At 69.5% G+C, this 15,677-nt stretch carries 16 protein-coding genes and 1 tRNA gene; 6 read left to right on the top strand and 11 right to left on the bottom strand.

Features of this window, described 5'->3' with window-relative positions; genetic code table 11:
- The 3 genes from H0U68_RS20265 to H0U68_RS20255 form a co-directional block, all read left to right on the top strand.
- Positions 1-1,245 (top strand): aldehyde dehydrogenase family protein (locus H0U68_RS20265; protein WP_296358711.1); only part of this gene is annotated, 1,245 nt, incomplete at its 5' end.
- Positions 1,246-1,262: 17 nt separating this feature from the next.
- Positions 1,263-1,685, top strand: a complete 423-nt coding sequence (locus H0U68_RS20260) for a thioesterase (RefSeq protein ID WP_296358710.1) — start codon at positions 1,263-1,265, stop codon at positions 1,683-1,685.
- Entirely contained in the window at positions 1,682-2,491 is an 810-nt protein-coding gene (locus H0U68_RS20255; RefSeq protein WP_296358709.1) for a class I SAM-dependent methyltransferase, read from the top strand. Before H0U68_RS20260 ends, H0U68_RS20255 begins: the two co-directional genes overlap by 4 nt.
- On the opposite strand, the gene H0U68_RS20250 is transcribed toward H0U68_RS20255, so the two are convergent.
- Together H0U68_RS20250 and H0U68_RS20245 are read right to left on the bottom strand one after the other, a co-directional pair.
- Positions 2,485-4,110: an ATP-binding protein gene (locus tag H0U68_RS20250; protein WP_296358708.1), complete on the bottom strand. Its 1,626-nt coding sequence runs from the start codon at positions 4,108-4,110 to the stop codon at positions 2,485-2,487. The genes H0U68_RS20255 and H0U68_RS20250 overlap by 7 nt on opposite strands.
- A gap of 95 nt (positions 4,111-4,205) precedes the next feature.
- Positions 4,206-5,075: an N-acyl homoserine lactonase family protein gene (locus H0U68_RS20245; RefSeq protein ID WP_296358707.1), complete on the bottom strand. Its 870-nt coding sequence runs from the start codon at positions 5,073-5,075 to the stop codon at positions 4,206-4,208.
- Positions 5,076-5,191: 116 nt separating this feature from the next.
- Here H0U68_RS20245 and H0U68_RS20240 point away from each other — a divergent pair, with 116 nt between their 5' ends.
- A complete protein-coding gene (locus H0U68_RS20240; protein ID WP_296358706.1) occupies positions 5,192-6,037 on the top strand; it encodes a LysR family transcriptional regulator in 846 nt (281 codons plus the stop codon).
- 149 nt (positions 6,038-6,186) lie between these two features.
- Here H0U68_RS20240 and H0U68_RS20235 read toward each other — a convergent pair whose 3' ends face one another.
- The 7 genes from H0U68_RS20235 to serS all read right to left on the bottom strand — a co-directional run bounded on the left by H0U68_RS20235 (position 6,187) and on the right by serS (position 12,235).
- Positions 6,187-6,900, bottom strand: coding sequence for an ABC transporter ATP-binding protein (locus H0U68_RS20235; RefSeq protein ID WP_296358705.1), 714 nt, complete (start codon positions 6,898-6,900; stop codon positions 6,187-6,189).
- A complete protein-coding gene (locus tag H0U68_RS20230) occupies positions 6,897-7,670 on the bottom strand; it encodes an ABC transporter ATP-binding protein (RefSeq protein WP_296358704.1) in 774 nt (257 codons plus the stop codon). Before H0U68_RS20230 ends, H0U68_RS20235 begins: the two co-directional genes overlap by 4 nt.
- Positions 7,670-8,530, bottom strand: coding sequence for a branched-chain amino acid ABC transporter permease (locus H0U68_RS20225; RefSeq protein ID WP_296358703.1), 861 nt, complete (start codon positions 8,528-8,530; stop codon positions 7,670-7,672). The genes H0U68_RS20230 and H0U68_RS20225 overlap by 1 nt, the downstream gene beginning before the upstream one ends.
- A gap of 3 nt (positions 8,531-8,533) precedes the next feature.
- On the bottom strand, positions 8,534-9,415 hold the full coding sequence (locus tag H0U68_RS20220; RefSeq protein ID WP_296358702.1) for a branched-chain amino acid ABC transporter permease: 882 nt from the start codon (positions 9,413-9,415) through the stop codon (positions 8,534-8,536).
- Positions 9,416-9,481: 66 nt separating this feature from the next.
- Positions 9,482-10,633, bottom strand: a complete 1,152-nt coding sequence (locus H0U68_RS20215) for an ABC transporter substrate-binding protein (protein ID WP_296358701.1) — start codon at positions 10,631-10,633, stop codon at positions 9,482-9,484.
- 140 nt (positions 10,634-10,773) lie between these two features.
- Positions 10,774-10,864: transfer RNA gene (locus tag H0U68_RS20210), tRNA-Ser, on the bottom strand.
- A 60-nt stretch (positions 10,865-10,924) separates the two neighbouring features.
- Complete coding sequence (gene serS / locus H0U68_RS20205) at positions 10,925-12,235, bottom strand: serine--tRNA ligase (protein ID WP_296358700.1); 1,311 nt, start codon at positions 12,233-12,235, stop codon at positions 10,925-10,927.
- A 68-nt stretch (positions 12,236-12,303) separates the two neighbouring features.
- On the opposite strand from serS, the gene H0U68_RS20200 reads away from it, so the two are divergent.
- On the top strand, positions 12,304-12,717 hold the full coding sequence (locus H0U68_RS20200; RefSeq protein WP_296358699.1) for a VOC family protein: 414 nt from the start codon (positions 12,304-12,306) through the stop codon (positions 12,715-12,717).
- Here H0U68_RS20200 and H0U68_RS20195 read toward each other — a convergent pair.
- Positions 12,701-13,408 (bottom strand): glutathione S-transferase family protein, encoded by a 708-nt coding sequence (locus tag H0U68_RS20195; protein WP_296358698.1) that lies wholly within the window; start codon positions 13,406-13,408, stop codon positions 12,701-12,703. The genes H0U68_RS20200 and H0U68_RS20195 overlap by 17 nt on opposite strands.
- 137 nt (positions 13,409-13,545) lie before the next feature.
- On the opposite strand from H0U68_RS20195, the gene H0U68_RS20190 reads away from it, so the two are divergent.
- Positions 13,546-14,469: a LysR substrate-binding domain-containing protein gene (locus H0U68_RS20190; RefSeq protein WP_296358697.1), complete on the top strand. Its 924-nt coding sequence runs from the start codon at positions 13,546-13,548 to the stop codon at positions 14,467-14,469.
- Here the strand turns inward: H0U68_RS20190 and H0U68_RS20185 are convergent.
- On the bottom strand, positions 14,439-15,677 hold a 1,239-nt coding region (locus H0U68_RS20185), incomplete at its 5' end, for a DUF3482 domain-containing protein (RefSeq protein WP_296358696.1). The two genes, H0U68_RS20190 and H0U68_RS20185, sit on opposite strands and share 31 nt — an antisense overlap.

Here is a 15,677-nt window from a genome sequence, read left to right as displayed (position 1 = left end):
CCGGCCGAGCGCGCGCGCTGCCTGCGCGCCATCCAGGCGGGCCTGCGCGAGCGGGCGGCCGCGCTCACCGACACCATTGCCACCGAGGTCGGCATGCCCGCGCGCATGGCGGCCAAGGTGCAGGTGGACGGGCCGCTGTGGCACTGGGGCCATTTCGCGGAACTGGCCGAGCGCTATGCGTTCAGCGAACGCATCGGCCACTCGGTGGTGTACCGCGAACCCGTCGGCGTAGTGGCTGCCATCACGCCGTGGAATTTTCCGCTCAACCAGATCACCTTGAAAGTGGCGCCGGCGCTGGCCGCGGGCTGCACCGTGGTGCTCAAGCCCTCGGAGATCGCGCCGCTCAACGCCTACCTGCTGGCCGAGGCCATCCACGGCGCCGGCCTGCCACCCGGTGTGTTCAACCTGGTGCCGGGCACCGGGTCCGAAGTCGGCGAGGCGCTGGCCACGCACCCCGAGGTGGACATGGTGTCGTTCACCGGTTCCACCCGCGCCGGGCGCCGCGTGATGCAACTGGCGGCCGCCGGCATCAAGCGCGTGGCGCTGGAGCTGGGCGGCAAGTCGGCATCCGTCGTGCTTCCCGATGCCGACTTCGCGGCTGCCGTCAAGGGAACGCTCTCGAGTTGTCTTCTCAACAGCGGCCAGGCTTGCTCCGCGACCACGCGCATGCTGGTGCCGCGCGAGCGTGTCGAAGAGATCGGCGCGCTCGCGCAGGCCGTGCTGGACCGGCTGCGCGTCGGTTCGGCGCACGACGCGGATTCTGCGCTCGGCCCGCTGGTGTCGCATGCGCAGCTGCAGCGGGTCGAAGCCATGGTCGCGCGGGCTCTGGCGGAAGGCGCGCGCGTGCTGGCGCGCACCGAACGCATGCCGGACGGGCCGGGTTTCTTCGCGCGGCCCATCGTGCTGCTGGTGCAGCCGACATCCGAGATCGCGCGCGAAGAAGTTTTCGGTCCGGTGCTGTGCGTCATCGCCTATGACGACGAGGACGACGCGGTGCGCATCGCCAACGATTCCATCTATGGGCTGGGCGGCACCGTGTGGTCGGCCGACACGGCGCGCGCTCTCGCCGTCGCGCGCCGGCTGCGCACCGGGCAGGTGGACATCAACGGCGCGCGCTGGAACCCGAAGGCGCCGTTCGGCGGCTGGCGCCAATCGGGCATCGGCCGCGAGAATGACGTGCACGGGCTGCAGGAGTACCTGCAGACCCGGTCGGTGCAACTGCCCGCCACCCCAGCGGCGCCTTGAGGAAGAATGAAACGCCGATGGAACCCATGCCGCTTGCGCCGAACGCCTGCTACGCGTTCGAGTACCGCGTCGGCGCTGCCGACAGCGCGGCGCGGCTGCCGTTGCAGCCGGGCGACGCCTTTCCCGACGTGCTGGCCACCAGCCGCATGCTGGCGCTGATGGAGATCGCCGCCGCGCGCCTGATGCGGCCCGCGCTGTCTGCGCACGCGCTGTCGGTCGGTGTCGGGGTGGAACTGCGGCACGCCGCACCCACGCTGGCCGGCGAGGTGGTGCGCGTGACGGCGCGTTTCGTGGGCATGCGCGGCGCGCTGTACGAATTCGAAGTCGAGGTGAGCGACCGCGCCGGCGTCGCCGGATCGGGGCGGCACATGCGCGCCGCAGTGGCCGCGGACCGCTTCCACCAGCACGCCATGGAGCGCTTCGGCGCCGCTTTGCAATGACATCCACGCCACCACCTGCACCGTCGCCGCCCGACCATTTCTCGCGCGTTGCCGCGAACTACGCGAGCGGCCGCCCCGGCTATCCCGAGGCGTTGTTCGACTGGCTGGCCGCGCGCTGCGAACAGCACGCACTCGCGGTCGACGTCGGCGCCGGAACCGGCCAGGCCGCGCTGCCGCTGGCGAAGCGTTTCCGCCGCGTGGTCGCCACGGATCTCAGCGCGGACCAGCTCGCGAATGCCACAACGACCGCCGCGTCCAACATCGACTGGCGCGTCGCGGTGGCCGAGGACACCGGCGTGGCTGCGCAGTCGGCGGACCTGGTGACGGTGGCGCAGGCGCTGCACTGGTTCGACCTCGGCAGGTTCTGGCCCGAGGTGCGGCGCATTCTGAAGCCGGGCGGCGTGGTCGCGGTGTGGACCTACGGCGTTCTGGAACTGGACGAACCCGGCATCAACGACTGCGTGCAAAGCTTCTACTGGAATCTGGTGCACCCGTACTGGCCGGCCGGCCGCGAGCATGTGGAGAACGGCTACGCCGACCTCTCGTTCCCGTTCGCGCGCGAAGAGGTGCCGCCGTTCGCGATGGAATGCCGCTGGACGCTGGGCGAGTTCCTGGCCTACGTGCGCACCTGGTCGGCCGTGGCGCGCATGGCGGAAGCGACCGGCCACGACCCCGTGGCCGGCTTGGGCCGGGAATTGGACGCGCTCTGGGGCGGCGCCGCTGCGCGGCACGTCGTGCGCTGGCCGCTCGGCATGCGTGTCGGGCGCGTGGCGGTCGCCCGCCAAGCGGATTCAGGGAGTCATTGACCGCCAGGCTCCGCGCGTCCCACCCAATGGACCACCGCATGCCACAGCGCGGCGGGGTCGAACGGCTTGGCCAGGTAGCCATCCATCCCCGCGGCCAGGCAGCTGGCGCGGTCCGCGGCCGTCGCGTTGGCCGTCAGGGCAATGATCGGCAGCGCGCGCCCGAGCGCCACGCGGATGGCGGCGGTGGCGGCAACGCCGTCCATCACCGGCATCTGCATGTCCATCAGCACCACGTCGTAGCCGCCGGCGAGCGCCATCCGCACGCCTTCCCGGCCGTCGGAGGCCACGTCGACGGCGGCGCCCGTTTCCGCCAGGATTTCGCAGGCGATGATCTGGTTCACGTCGTTGTCCTCCACCAGCAGGACCCGCACGCCCCGCAGGTCGGGGGCGGCCACTTGCGCGCCGGCGCCATCCACCGCGGCCTCCTGCGCCTCGCCCTTGCCGAGGCGGGCGGTGAACCAGAAGGTGCTGCCGGCGCCGGGCCGGCTGGCGACACCGACCTCACCGCCCATGAGTTCGGCCAGCTTCTTCGCGATGGCCAGGCCCAGGCCGGTGCCGCCAAAGCGCCGCGCGGTCGACGCGTCCGCTTGCTGGAAGTTCTGGAACAGGCGCGCGCACTGCTCCTCGCTCAGGCCGATGCCGGTGTCCAACACCTCGAAGCGCACGGTGCACACCGCGCCGTCCTGCGCTGCGAGCACGGCGTGCAGGCGGACGTGCCCGGCGTCGGTGAACTTGACGGCGTTGCCCAGGTAGTTGATCAGGACCTGGCTCAGGCGCAGCGGGTCGCCGATCAGGTTGTCTGGAATGCCGGTGTCGATCTCCATCTCCAGCCGCAGGCCCTTTTCCGCGGCCTTGAGCGCCACCACGTCCCGCGCGCTCTCCAGCACCGCCCGCAGCCGCACGGGAACGTGCTCCAGCGTGGCTTCGCCGGCTTCGATCTTGGACAGGTCCAGGATCTGGTTCAGCACGCCCAGCAGGTGCGCGCTGCACGCCTGGATCTTGCCCATGTAGGCCTTTTGGGTTTCGTTGAGCGGAGTCTTCAGCACGAGGTGCGTCAAGCCGACGATGCCGTTCATCGGCGTGCGGATCTCGTGGCTCATGTTGGCCAGGAATTCGGTCTTCAGCGCCGCCGCCCGCTCGGCGAATTCCCGGGCCTTGCGCGCGGCTTCGGCGGCGGCGTGCTGGCCGCTCACGTCGCGGTAGGTGATCACCAGTCCCACGTTCGTGCCGTGCACGTACTGCGGCATGCACTGCCGCTCGAAGAACCGCCCGTCTTTGAGCAACATGACGTCGGTGGCCGCGTAATCTCGGCTCTGCATCATCTGCTGCACGGTGCGCCGGTAGTAGTCGGGATCGGCCACCCGGCTGAGGATCCACTCGAACAGCTCCACGCGCGTGCGTGCTTCGTGCAGCGCGGGCGGCACCTCCCACAGTTCCAGGAAGCGGCGGTTGCGGTAGAGCGTTCCGGCGCGCCGGTTGATGATCGCCACCGCATCGGACAGCGAATCGAGGGCGCCGATCAGGAACCCGAACTGCTCGTCCAGTGCTTGTGTCCCCGGCACACTGCTTGTCTCCATGGGCAGCAGGTGAGCCGTCTCCAGCAAAAGGGCCTTGGCCATCGCGAACTCCTCTGCCCAGGATGAAACCATTGGTTCGCCCCTGGGCCTTAGGCAACTTGCTTAAGGTGCCTGAGGATTTCTCCTAGCTGCATCCCTCATTCGAGGAACGCAGGCAGCTTCGGCAGCAGGTTGAAGTCTTCCGGTGCGTGCTGCACCACGACGCGCGCTCCTGTGCGCCGCGCGATGGTTTCGATGCGCTCCATGGAGGCCAGCGTCGCGGCGCGGTCGGCGTTGACGGCCGGCACGTGTCCGTGCGCCCTGCCCTCGAGCGTGAGGTAGAGATCGCCGCTCAGGAGAACGGAGCCGCCGCCCGCCAGGCGCAGCAGCAGCACGCTGCTGCCGGGGGTGTGGCCCGGCGCGCGCAGGATGCGCACGCTGCCGTCACCGAACACGTCCGCGTCGCCGTCGATCATGCGCTTGTCGGCGCTGCGCCATCCGCTGAACAGCTCGGGCACCATGCTCACGGGCGGCGGCTCGGCCAAGGCCCAGGCCAGCTCGGCGCGCTGCAGGATCCAGGTGGCACCGGGAAACAGGTTCGCATTGCCCGTATGGTCGAAATGCAGGTGCGAGAACGCGATGTAGCGGATGTCGTTCGGCTTGAGGCTGAGCGCGCGCAGCTGGTCGGCCAGCGGCGGACCGGCCCAGGCGCGAAATCCAAGTTCGCGCAGCATGTCCGCGGGCGGCACGCCGCGCGTCACGGCGGCGGGTAGTTGCGGCGGCAGCCCCGCGTCCCACAGCAGCCACCCCGCCGGATGCCGCACCAGGAAGCAGGGGTTGGCCAGGCGGGCCGGCCGGCCGTCCTGCGCGCCGGTGTCGGACGCCAGGCCGAAATCGGCGAACTCGGCGCCGCCGCAGTCCAGCGTGTACAGGCGCACGCCGGGCGCGGCGGCGCACGCGCCGCATGCCAGCCAGAGGCCGGCCGCGGCAACGAACGCGCGTGCCGCGGTGGTCCATCGTCCTTGCATCGAAAATTCTCCTTGGGAAGAGCCGCCACTGTGCCGATGGGCGGCGTGGAGAAAAAGCCTTCACTGGTGCGATGATTCGCAACCAGGAGTGTGCAATCGTGGACCGTTTGAGCAGCATGCAAGTTTTCGTGCGCGTCGCCGAACTGGGCGGGTTCGCACCCGCGGCGCGCGAACTCGATCTCTCGCCGGCCATGGTCGCCAAGCACGTGCTGGCGATCGAGGCGCGGCTGGGCGCGCGGCTGCTGCACCGCACGACGCGGCGCCAGAGCCTCACCGACGTCGGGCGCCTGTACCTCGAGCGCTCACGCGCCGCGCTGGCCGAGTTCCAGGCGGCCGAAGCGTCGGCCGCCGAGCTGCAGGCGCAGCCGCGCGGGCTGCTGCGCGTCACGGCGCCGGTGATCCTCGGCTCGCGTGGCCTGGCGCCTTTGCTGCCGGCGTTCACGGCGAAGCACCCGCAGGTGCAGGTGGAGCTCGTGCTGCACGACCGCGTGGTCGACCTGATGGACGAAGGCTTCGACGCCGCGCTGCGCTCGGGCCCGCTGCCCGACCTGCCGCTGTCCATGCTGCTGTGCGCGACGCCGGCCTATCTGCGCCGCCACGGCAGGCCGCGCGTGCCCGCGGACCTCTCGAACCATGCCTGCCTGGGGTTCAGCCACTGGGTGCACCAGGACCGCTGGCGGCTCTTCGCTGCGGACGGCCGCGAGCACACCGTGCCGATCCGTTCGCGGCTGACCAGCAACAACGGCGAGGCGCTACGCCAGGCCGCGCTGGCCGGCGGCGGCATCCTCATGCAATGGGAGCCGCTGCTGCGCGAGGACCTGGCCGCCGGCAGGCTGGTGCGCGTGCTGTCCCGCTATGCGCCGCCGCAGCGGCCGGCGCACCTGCTGTACTTGCGGGAGCAGCGGCCGACGGCCAAGTTAAGGCACTTTGTGGACCACGTTCTGAAGCACCTGGGCGCTTGAAGCGAACGCATCTTCAAGAAGCCGCGCGCCCCGCGGCCGGCTGCGCCCGGTCGGCATGGCGGCTGGTCAGCGGTCGTGTTCCGGCGCGAGGTCATCGCGATCGACGACCTCATCGCGCACCTGGACGAGTGGGAGCGGCAGTAGAAAGCCTAGCCGCCCATGTAGGCGGCATGCACCCGCGGCTCTTTCAGGAGCGCGGCGCCGCTGCCGTCCAGCACGATGCGGCCGCTCTCCAGCACGTAGCCGTGGTTGGCGATCTTCAGCGCCTGGCGCACGTTCTGCTCCACCAGGAAAATGGTCAGGCCATCGGTGTTGATCGCGCGCAGCGTGCGGAAGATCTCCTGCACCACGATCGGCGCCAGACCCATCGAGGGCTCGTCCAGCAGCAGCAGCCGCGGCTTGGCCAGCAGCGCGCGGCCGATGGCCAGCATCTGCTGCTCGCCGCCCGACAGGTTGCCCGCCAGCCCGTCCAGCCGCTCCTTCAGGCGCGGGAACAGCCCCAGCACCCGCTCCATGTCGCTGGCGATCGCCGCGCGGTCCTTGCGGCGGTAGGCGCCCAGCTCCAGGTTCTCGCGCACGGTCAAGGTGGTGAGGATCGCGCGGCCCTCGGCCACCTGCACCAGCCCGCGCTCGACGATCTGGTGCGTGGGCAGCTTGGTCAGCTCCTCGCCGTCGAAGCGGATCGAGCCGGCCTTGGGCCGCACCAGCCCCGACAGGGCCAGCAGCGTGGTCGACTTGCCGGCGCCGTTGGCGCCGACCAGCGTGCGGATCTCGCCGGCGTGGACGTCGAAACTGATGCCCTGCACCGCCTCGACGTGGCCATACGCCACCGCGAGGTCGCGCACCTCGAGCAGCGCGCTCATGGGGCAACCTCCTCGTCGTCTTCGCGCCCGAGGTAGGCCTCGATCACCGCGGGATTGTTCTTGATCTCGTCGGGCGCGCCCTCGGCGATGATCTTGCCGAAGTTCAGCACCGCGATCCGTTCGCACAGTCCCATGACGAAGCGCATGTCGTGTTCGATCATGAAGATGGTGAAGCCGCGCCTGGCGACATCGGACACCACCTTCATCAGCTGCACCTTCTCGCCGCTGTTCATGCCGGCCACGGGCTCGTCCAGCAGCAGCAGCTTCGGCTCGGTGGCCAGCGCGCGCGCCAGTTCGAGCTTGCGCTGGTCGCCGTAGGACAGGTTGTCGGCGATGTCATGGGCCTTGGCGTCGAGGCCGACCCAGGTCAGCAGCTCGTGCGCCCGGTCGCGCGCGCGCTGCTCGCGCGCGCGAAAGTCCGGCAGCGAAAACAGCCAGGACGCCACCCCGTAGTTCAGGTGGGAATGCATGCCCACCACCACGTTCTCCACCAGCGTCATCTCCTTGAAGATGCGGATGTTCTGGAAGGTGCGGCCCAGGCCGCGGCGCGTGATGCGGTGCGGGGGCACGCCCAGCAGGCTGGCGCCGTCGAACTCGATGCTGCCGGCGGTGGGCTTGAGCAGGCCCGTGATCAGGTTGAACACCGTGGTCTTGCCGGCGCCGTTGGGGCCGATGAGGCCGAACACCTTGCCTTCGGGCACGGTGAAGCTCACGTCCTGCAGCACCGCCAGGCCGCCGAAGCGCTTGGACACGTTGGCGAGCTTGAGCATCAGTGCGCCCCCACCTTGAACAGCTGGCGCACGCGCTGCGGGTCCCACAAGCCCTTGGGCAGGAACAGCACGATGACGACCAGGATGGCGCCGTTGATCATGGTGCGGAAGTCCTTGAAGCCGCGCAGCAGCTCGGGCAGCACGACGACAATCAGCGCGCCCAGCACCGGGCCGGTGAGGCCGCCGGTGCCGCCGAGGATGGCCATCGTCAGGATCTCCACCGCGCGGTCGAAGCCGAACTCGCTCGGGCCGATGAAGAAGGTCAGGTGCGCGTTGAGTGCGCCGGCCAGGCCGGCGATGCCGGCGCCCAGCGCGAAGGCCAGCATCTTGTGCGCGTTGACGCCGATCCCCATCAGGGAGGCTGCCACTTCGTCTTCCTTGATCGCCTCGAAGGCGCGGCCGACGCGCGAGCGGCGCAGGCGCCACAGCACCAGCAGCACGAGCACCAGCGCCGCGACCACGTGCCACCACTGGGTGGACTGCGGGATGCCGTTGAGGCCCAGCGCGCCGCCGGTGAGCGACTCCGCGTTCAGCAAGGTCACGCGCACGACCTCGCCGAAACCGAGCGTGGCCATCGCGAGATAGACCCCCGACAGGCGCAGCGTCGGCCCGCCGATTGCCAGCGCCAGCAGCGTCGGCGCGACGATGCCGCCAGCCAGCGCCAGCGGGAACGGCGCGCCGTAGGTCATGGTGAGGATGGCCGCCGTGTAGGCGCCGACGCCCATGAACGCCGCGTTGGCCATCGTCAGCAGGCCGCAGGACAGCGTGAGCCAGATCGACAGCGCCAGCAGCGCGTTGATGCCGATCGTCAGCACCAGGTTGCTGTAGATCGACCAGAAACCGTCAAACCACTCCGTCATGCCTCAGGCCTTCCGTTCCAGCACGCGGCCGAACATGCCCTGCGGCCGCAGCAGCAGCACCAGGAACAGCAGGCCGAAGGCCACGGCGTCGCGCATGGTGGAGCCGATGTAGGCCACCGACATGACTTCCGCGAAGCCCAGGAACAGGCCGCCGATCAGCGCGCCGCGGATGTCGCCCATGCCGCCCAGGATGATCACGGCGATGCCCTTGTGCAGCATGGGCTGCCCCATGAGCGGGAACACCGCGTTCGAATACAGCGCCACCAGCACGCCGCTGATGCCGCCCAGCGCCGCCGCGGTGAAGGAGGTCAGGTAGAACAGGCCTTCGACGTTGATGCCAAGCAGCGCCGCCGCCTTGGGCGACTCGGCGATCGCGCGCAGCGCGCGGCCCAGCTGGGTCTTGCGCATCACCACCAGCAGCGCCGCCATGAGGGCGACCGACAGCACGATGATGGCGACCTCCAGCACGCTGACCTGCACGCCCAGGAACTCCAGTTGCGCGTCGGGCAGCAGGTTGGTGGGAAAGCGCAGGTTCTCGGCGCCGAACAGGCCTTGCGCGGCGCTGTTGAAGAAGATCCCGAGGCCGATGGTGGCGATCATCGGGATCAGGTGCGGTGCGCCGCGCCGCCGCAGCGGCCGCAGCACCAGGACATCGATGGCCAGGCCGAAGGCGCCGGCGATGAAGAATGCCGCAGCCAGCGAAGCCCAGAGCGGGAAGCCCAGCCGCGTGACCACCTGCAGGGCCGCGTAGGCGCCGACCATGAAGATCGCGCCGTGCGAGAGGTTGATCACGCCCAGCACGCCGAAGACCAGCGTGAAACCGAGGGCGAACAAGGCGTAGACGCAGCCCAGCGAGAGCGCGTTGACGAGCTGTTGTTCAAGCAAGGCGAAGTGTCCCCGTCGCACCGCGCCCGGGCCGCCGAAGCGGACGGCCCGGGGTGGCGGCAGCGTTTATTTTTCGATGATGTACTTGCCGCCCTTCGTGACGGACACGATGGCGGCCTGCTGCGCGTCATAGCCGGCCGGCTTGCCGTCCTTGCCCATGGCCTGGCGGAACTTGAACGCGCCGGTGGCGCCGGTATGGGTGACGCCCGGAAGCGCGTCGCGCAGCGCGGTGCGGTCGGCCTCGATGTTGCCGGTGAGCTTGATCTTGGCCAGGGCGGCGGCGGTGATGTTCAGCGCGTCATACGCCTGGGCGGCGAACTGGTCGGGCGCGGCCTTGTACTTCTTCGTGTAGCCCACGACGAAGTGCTGGTTCTCCTTGCTCTCGCTGCTCAGGGCCCAGGGGCTGCCGACCCACAGGTTGTCGGACTTGTCCTTGGCCAGGTCGAACACCTTGACGGAGTTCATGCCGTTGCCGCCGACGATCGGCAGGTTGATGCCCAGCTGGCGGGCCTGCACCATGATCGGCGCGCCTTCGGCCATCAGTGCCGACAGCACGATGGCGTCCGCCCCGCTCGCCTTGATCTTGGTCAGCTGCGCCTTGAAGTCGACGTCGCCCTTGGCGAAGGTCTCGGTCGTGGTGACCGGCACGTTCAGCGTCTCAAGCGCCTTCTTGAAGGCGTCGTAGCCGCTCTTGGTGAAGACGTCGTCGTTGCCGTACAGGACGGCGACCTTCTTGATGGTGTTGTGCTTGATGGCGACGCGCAGCGTCTCGGGCAGCACGTCCGATTCGGTCACCGAATTGCGGAACACGTAGTTGCCGATGGAAGTGATGCCGTCGGCGGTGTTGGAGGTGCCGAACACCGGCACCTTGGCGGCCTGGGCGATCGGGTCGGCGGCCTGGGCGGAGTTGGACAGCGTCGGGCCGAACAGCATGACCACCTTGTCCTGGAAGATCAGCTTCTTGAAGACGTCGATCGCCTGTTCCTTCTTGCCGGCTTCGTCTTCGAACACCAGCGCGATCTTGTTGCCCTTGACGCCGCCGGCCGCGTTGATCTCTTCGGCGGCGAGCTCGAAGCCGTTCTTGATCGACTGGCCGTACTGGCCGGCCGGGCCGGACAGCGCTTCGGCGGCGCCGATCTTGATGTCGGCCGCGAGGGCGCTGGAGGCGAAGGCCGCGGCTGCGAGCGCGGCGGCGACAGGAAGAAGGCGGAAGTTCATTTCAAATTCTCCGATCAAGGTCAACCTTGGAAATTTGCGATTTTAGGGTTGCGCGAGAGTACCTCTTGCGCACCAGAAGTTGATTGCGAGAAACCCGCAGACGAAAAAAAGCCCCGATGTCTCAGGGCTTTTTTATAGCTTGGCGGAGCAGGTGGGATTCGAACCCACGGTACGGCATAACCGTACACCGGATTTCGAGTCCGGCGCATTCGACCACTCTGCCACCGCTCCGTTTATTCGGTATCGCGTGGTGCGAAGCCTTCAATTCTAGCCGAAGCGCCGGGGCTTTTTTCAGCCCCTCAGCACATCCATGCCGCCCAGGTACGGCCGCAACGCTTCCGGTACCGTCAACGAACCGTCAGCATTCTGGTAGTTCTCCAGCACCGCCACCAGCGTGCGCCCCACCGCCAGGCCGGAGCCGTTGAGCGTGTGCACCAACTCGTTCTTGCCCTGCGCGGTCTTGAAGCGGGCCTGCAGGCGCCGCGCCTGGAAGGCCTCGCAGTTGGACACCGAGCTGATCTCGCGGTAGGTGTCCTGCGCCGGCAGCCAGACTTCCAGGTCGTAGGTCTTGGCGGCGCCGAAACCCATGTCGCCGCTGCACAGCAGCACCACGCGGTAGGGCAGCTCCAGCTTGCGCAGCACGGCTTCTGCGTGGCCGGTCATTTCTTCCAGCGCGGCGTCGCTCTTGTCGGGGTGCACCACCTGCACCATCTCGACCTTGTCGAACTGGTGCTGGCGGATCATGCCGCGCGTGTCGCGCCCGGCGCTGCCGGCCTCCGACCGGAAGCACGGCGTATGCGCCGTGAACTTCAGCGGCAGCTGCGCCTCGGCCACGATCTCGTCGCGCACCAGGTTGGTCAGCGTCACCTCGCTGGTGGGAATCAGGTACAGCACCTGCTGTTCTTCCGACGCCAGCCCATCCTGGCCGCCCTTGCTGACGGCGAACAGGTCGGCCTCGAATTTGGGCAGCTGGCCGGTGCCGCGCAGCGTGGCCTCGTTCACGACGTACGGCGTGTAGCACTCGGTGTAGCCGTGCTCCTGCGTCTGCACGTCCAGCATGAACTGCGCGAGCGCGCGGTGCAGCCGGGCGATGGGACCCTTCATCACCGTGAAGCGCGAACCGCTCAGCTTCACGCCGGCGTCGAAGTCCAGGCCGAGCGCCTCGCCGATGTCCACATGGTCCTTCACCGCAAAATCGAAGGCGCGCGGCGCGCCCCATTTGCGCACCTCCACGTTGCCGTGCTCGTCTTCGCCCACGGGCACGCTCGCGTGCGGCAGGTTGGGCACGCCCAGCAGCAGCTGCTGCATGGCCGGCTGGATCTGTTCCAGCCGCGCGGCCGACTGCTCCAGCTCGGCCTTGAGCTGCGCCACCTGGGCCATCGCCGCATCGGCGGATTCGCCTTTCGCCTTCAGTTGGCCGATCTGCTTGGACAGCTGGTTGCGCTGCGCCTGCAGCTCCTCGGTGCGGGTCTGGATGGTCTTGCGTTCGGCTTCCAGCGCGCGGAAAGCCTCCACGTCGAGGAAGGTCTGGCCCTTCTTGCGGGCTTCGAGCCGGTCCACGACCGAGGCAAGGTCCTTGCGGAGCAGGTTGATGTCGAGCATCGGCCCATTTTATTCGGCGCCCCGGCTACCATCGGCGCCTCTCTTTTCCACACACGCAAGGAGCACCCATGCAGATCGAGGCTTACCTCACCTTCGGCGGCAACTGCGAGGAGGCGCTGGAGTTCTACACGCAGTGCCTGGGCGGCAAGGTCACCGCGCTGATGCGCTATGAAGGCTCGCCGATGGACAACGCCCAGCTTCCCGCCGGCTGGAAGAACAAGGTGATGCATTCCACCTTCGAATCCGAAGGCGCGCGCTTCATGGCCAGCGACGGCATGCCCGGCGCGCCGGCGCCCAGCTACGGCGGTTTCTCCATGTCGGTGTACGTGCCGCAGGACAAGGCGCGCGCGCAGCGCGTGTTCGACGCGCTTGCCGCCGGCGGCAAGGTCACCATGCCGTTCGCGCCGCCGTTCTGGGGCGGCAGCTTCGGCATGCTGACCGACCGCTTCGGCGTGCCGTGGATGGTCAGCTGCGACCAGTAACGGCAGCGCGCTCCAGCGCCTCCTCCAGGCCCACGTGTCCGGCGAACCCGCCCGCGCTGCGAGCCGGCTGCTGCTCCTCGATGGCGTGGGCGAAGCGCACCGCGGGATCTTCCTGCAGCTTGTCGTGCAGGCGCTGCACGTTCGGGAATTCGCGCCGGTCGACCACCTTGTGGAAGTCGTTCCAGCGCGCGATGCCGGGAAAGTACGCGTCGGCCAGGCTGCGCTGTTCGCCGCCCAGCCAGGGCTGGTCGCCCAAAAGCGTGTCCAGGTTGGCGTGCGCCTTGCGCACCTTGGCCGTGCCCATGTCCACCAGCGCCTGCTTGTCCGCGCTCTCGTGCTCGAAGGCGTACCACAGCGGCGCGAAGGCGCCGAAGAAGCCGGTGTTGAGGAAGGCCAGGCTCTCGTTCATGCGGTCGAACGCCGGCGTGCCGGGTGCCGGACGCAAGCTTGCGTCGCTGCTGCGCGCGGCGATGTGGTGGAAGATGGCCATGCTCTGGCTGAGCAGCCGCCCGTCCTCGGTGAGCAGCGTCGGCGTTTCGCCGACCGGGTTGATGCGGCGATAGGCGTCGCTCGACACCACGCCGGGCATCTCGACGCGGCACAGGCGGTACGGCAGGCCGCTCCATTCCAGCGCGACGATCGCGCCGAACGAGCAGCCTTCGGGCACACCGTAGAAAAGAACCGGTTCCATTTCGTGACTCCTTGAGAGGGAAAACATGTGCCGCAAGCACTCCGCTTGCGGTCTGCGGCGGATTCTGGTCGTGTGGACGATGTCCGTGTAGTAGGCTAGAAATCACTGCAGCGTCCACGTTTGTGGACAATGGCGCGATGCTGAACCTGAACGACCTGCTGCTGTTCGCCCAAGCCGTGGAGGCCGGCGGCTTCGCGCCCGCCTCACGGCGCCACGCTACGCCGAAATCCACGTTGAGCAAGCGCGTAGCGGCGCTGGAGGCCGACGTGGGCACGCGCCTGATCCAGCGCAATTCGCGCAACTTCCAGCTCACCGACGTGGGCCGCGCGTTCTACGAGCACGCGCGCGCCGCGCTGATCGAGGTGGAGGCCGCCGAGCAGGCGGTGCAGCGCCGGCTCGCCGAGCCCAGCGGGCCGGTGCGGCTGACCGCGTCGCTGCCGACCACGCAGTTCCGGTTGGCGCCGCTGTTGCCGGAACTGGCGCGCCGCTATCCCAAGCTGGAAATCCAGATGCATGCCACCGACCGCTTCGTGGACCTCGCGCAGGAAGGCTTCGACATCGCCCTGCGCGCGCACTTCAAGCCGCTGGCGGACTCGGGCCTGGTGCAGCGGCAGCTGACGGTGGAGCCGGTGCTGCTGGTCGCGTCACCCGGCTACCTGCGCGAGCACGGCACGCCGCGCCATCCGCGCGATCTCGCCGGCCATTGCGGCCTCCTGGTCGCACCGGACGCCGGCACCTGGGTCCTGCGCGCGAACGACGGCAAGGAGGAGCGCGCGACGCCCACGCGCCAGCTGGTGGCCGACGAATCGGTGGTGCTGATCACCGCGGCCTGCGCCGGCCTGGGCATCGCGCCGTCGCCGCACTCCATCTGCAGCGGAGCGCTGGTGCGCGGCGAGCTGGTGCGCGTGCTGCCGCGCTGGAGCGCCGGCGCCGTGACGACCACGGTGCTGATGACGCACCGGCGCGGCCAGCTGCCTTCGGTGCGGGCGGTGGTGGAGTTCCTGGCCGAGAAGATCGGCGGCGCAGCAGCTCAGGCGAGCACGTCGGCCGGCACGGCATAGAGCCGCTCCAGCACCCGCCGCACGGTGGCCTGCAGCGCCTGCGCCAGCGCCTCGCGGTGCGCGCCGGGATCGTCCGATTGCCGCGCCTGCGCCCAGACCGCCGCATGCGCGGCGCGGTCGGCGGCGACGCCGGCGATCACCTCGCTCTTCCAGGTGGCGGGCAGGGCCGCGGCATCACCCGCAAGCATGCGCCCTTCGTGGATGACCGCCAGGTAGCGCAGCACCGCCAGGTCGGTCAGCGTCTGCAGCATGTCGTCGCCCAGCTGCACGATGGGCGCGCCGTTGGGTGCCGCGCGGTTCTTCCAGGCCGCCGCGGCCAGCGCGCTGGTGCCGCCGATCAGCGCACCCAGCAGGGCACCGGCGCCCAGGGTCATGCCGCCGGCCATCATGTCCACCGCCAGGCCCATGGCCGCCGCGCCGCTGGCGGCACCGGCCACGCTGGTGTGGCCGGCGTGCAGCGCCTGGCGCACGACGAACGGATCGGCCTGGGCGCCCAGCTGGTCGCCCTCGAGCGCGCGCAGGCCGTGCAGCTGCTGCAGGTCGTCGAAGCTGCGCGCCAGCACGTCCTTCAGGCGCTGCAGCACGGACGCCATGGCGTCCTCGCGCGCGCGCTGGCTGGCATCGCGCTCGGTGGAACTGATCAGCTGGCGCAGCGACAGCGGGCCGGTTCGGGCTTCCTCGGTGTCGTGCGCCGCATGCAGCAGCGGCTCGGCCAGCAGGCGCATCGATTCACGCCAGCGGCGCTGGTGCGCATCGCGCCAGGCGCGCTGCAGGCGCTCCATGCCGGGCTTCTGGTGGGCGGGCAGCGCTGCGGCAATCGCGTCGTGCAGCGGCGACTCCAGCGGCCAGCAGCGGCAGCAGGCATCGAGCGACAGCGCCTTGACCGCAGGTTCGAATCCCTCTCGCTCCGCCAAGGCTTCGCCGCGCAGCAGCAGCACGGCCGGCCGGCCGGCCGCGCGCACCGCGGCCAGCGCGGCATCGGCCTCGCTTTTCGTCGATACAGCGACCAGCACCAGGTCGGCATCGCGCAGCGCGCTGGATCCGGCGACGGTGTCGACCAGCCGCAGCTCGTCGCCGCGCGGACTCTCCAGGAAGGTCCACGGCACGCCGCGCACCGGCGGCACCCTGCCCGGCCGCTCGCCGGCCTGGCGCAGCACCTGCAGCATCACGTCGCGCCCGCTGCCGTCCGGCGCCAGCAGGGCCACGGC

Source organism: Ramlibacter sp., assembly GCF_013697775.1.
In the GTDB taxonomy this organism is placed as follows: domain Bacteria; phylum Pseudomonadota; class Gammaproteobacteria; order Burkholderiales; family Burkholderiaceae_C; genus Ramlibacter.
This window is presented reverse-complemented; position numbering and strand designations above follow the sequence as displayed.

Excerpts from the sequence above, each read along its gene's own strand:
- H0U68_RS20260 (WP_296358710.1), top strand. The coding sequence starts at position 1,263 with ATGGAACCCATGCCGCTTGCGCCGAACGCCTGCTACGCGTTCGAGTAC.
- H0U68_RS20255 (WP_296358709.1), top strand. The coding sequence starts at position 1,682 with ATGACATCCACGCCACCACCTGCACCGTCGCCGCCCGACCATTTCTCG.
- H0U68_RS20250 (WP_296358708.1), bottom strand. The coding sequence starts at position 4,110 with ATGGCCAAGGCCCTTTTGCTGGAGACGGCTCACCTGCTGCCCATGGAG.
- H0U68_RS20245 (WP_296358707.1), bottom strand. The coding sequence starts at position 5,075 with ATGCAAGGACGATGGACCACCGCGGCACGCGCGTTCGTTGCCGCGGCC.
- H0U68_RS20240 (WP_296358706.1), top strand. The coding sequence starts at position 5,192 with ATGCAAGTTTTCGTGCGCGTCGCCGAACTGGGCGGGTTCGCACCCGCG.
- H0U68_RS20235 (WP_296358705.1), bottom strand. The coding sequence starts at position 6,900 with ATGAGCGCGCTGCTCGAGGTGCGCGACCTCGCGGTGGCGTATGGCCAC.
- H0U68_RS20230 (WP_296358704.1), bottom strand. The coding sequence starts at position 7,670 with ATGCTCAAGCTCGCCAACGTGTCCAAGCGCTTCGGCGGCCTGGCGGTG.
- H0U68_RS20225 (WP_296358703.1), bottom strand. The coding sequence starts at position 8,530 with ATGACGGAGTGGTTTGACGGTTTCTGGTCGATCTACAGCAACCTGGTG.
- H0U68_RS20215 (WP_296358701.1), bottom strand. The coding sequence starts at position 10,633 with ATGAACTTCCGCCTTCTTCCTGTCGCCGCCGCGCTCGCAGCCGCGGCC.
- serS (WP_296358700.1), bottom strand. The coding sequence starts at position 12,235 with ATGCTCGACATCAACCTGCTCCGCAAGGACCTTGCCTCGGTCGTGGAC.
- H0U68_RS20200 (WP_296358699.1), top strand. The coding sequence starts at position 12,304 with ATGCAGATCGAGGCTTACCTCACCTTCGGCGGCAACTGCGAGGAGGCG.
- H0U68_RS20195 (WP_296358698.1), bottom strand. The coding sequence starts at position 13,408 with ATGGAACCGGTTCTTTTCTACGGTGTGCCCGAAGGCTGCTCGTTCGGC.
- H0U68_RS20190 (WP_296358697.1), top strand. The coding sequence starts at position 13,546 with ATGCTGAACCTGAACGACCTGCTGCTGTTCGCCCAAGCCGTGGAGGCC.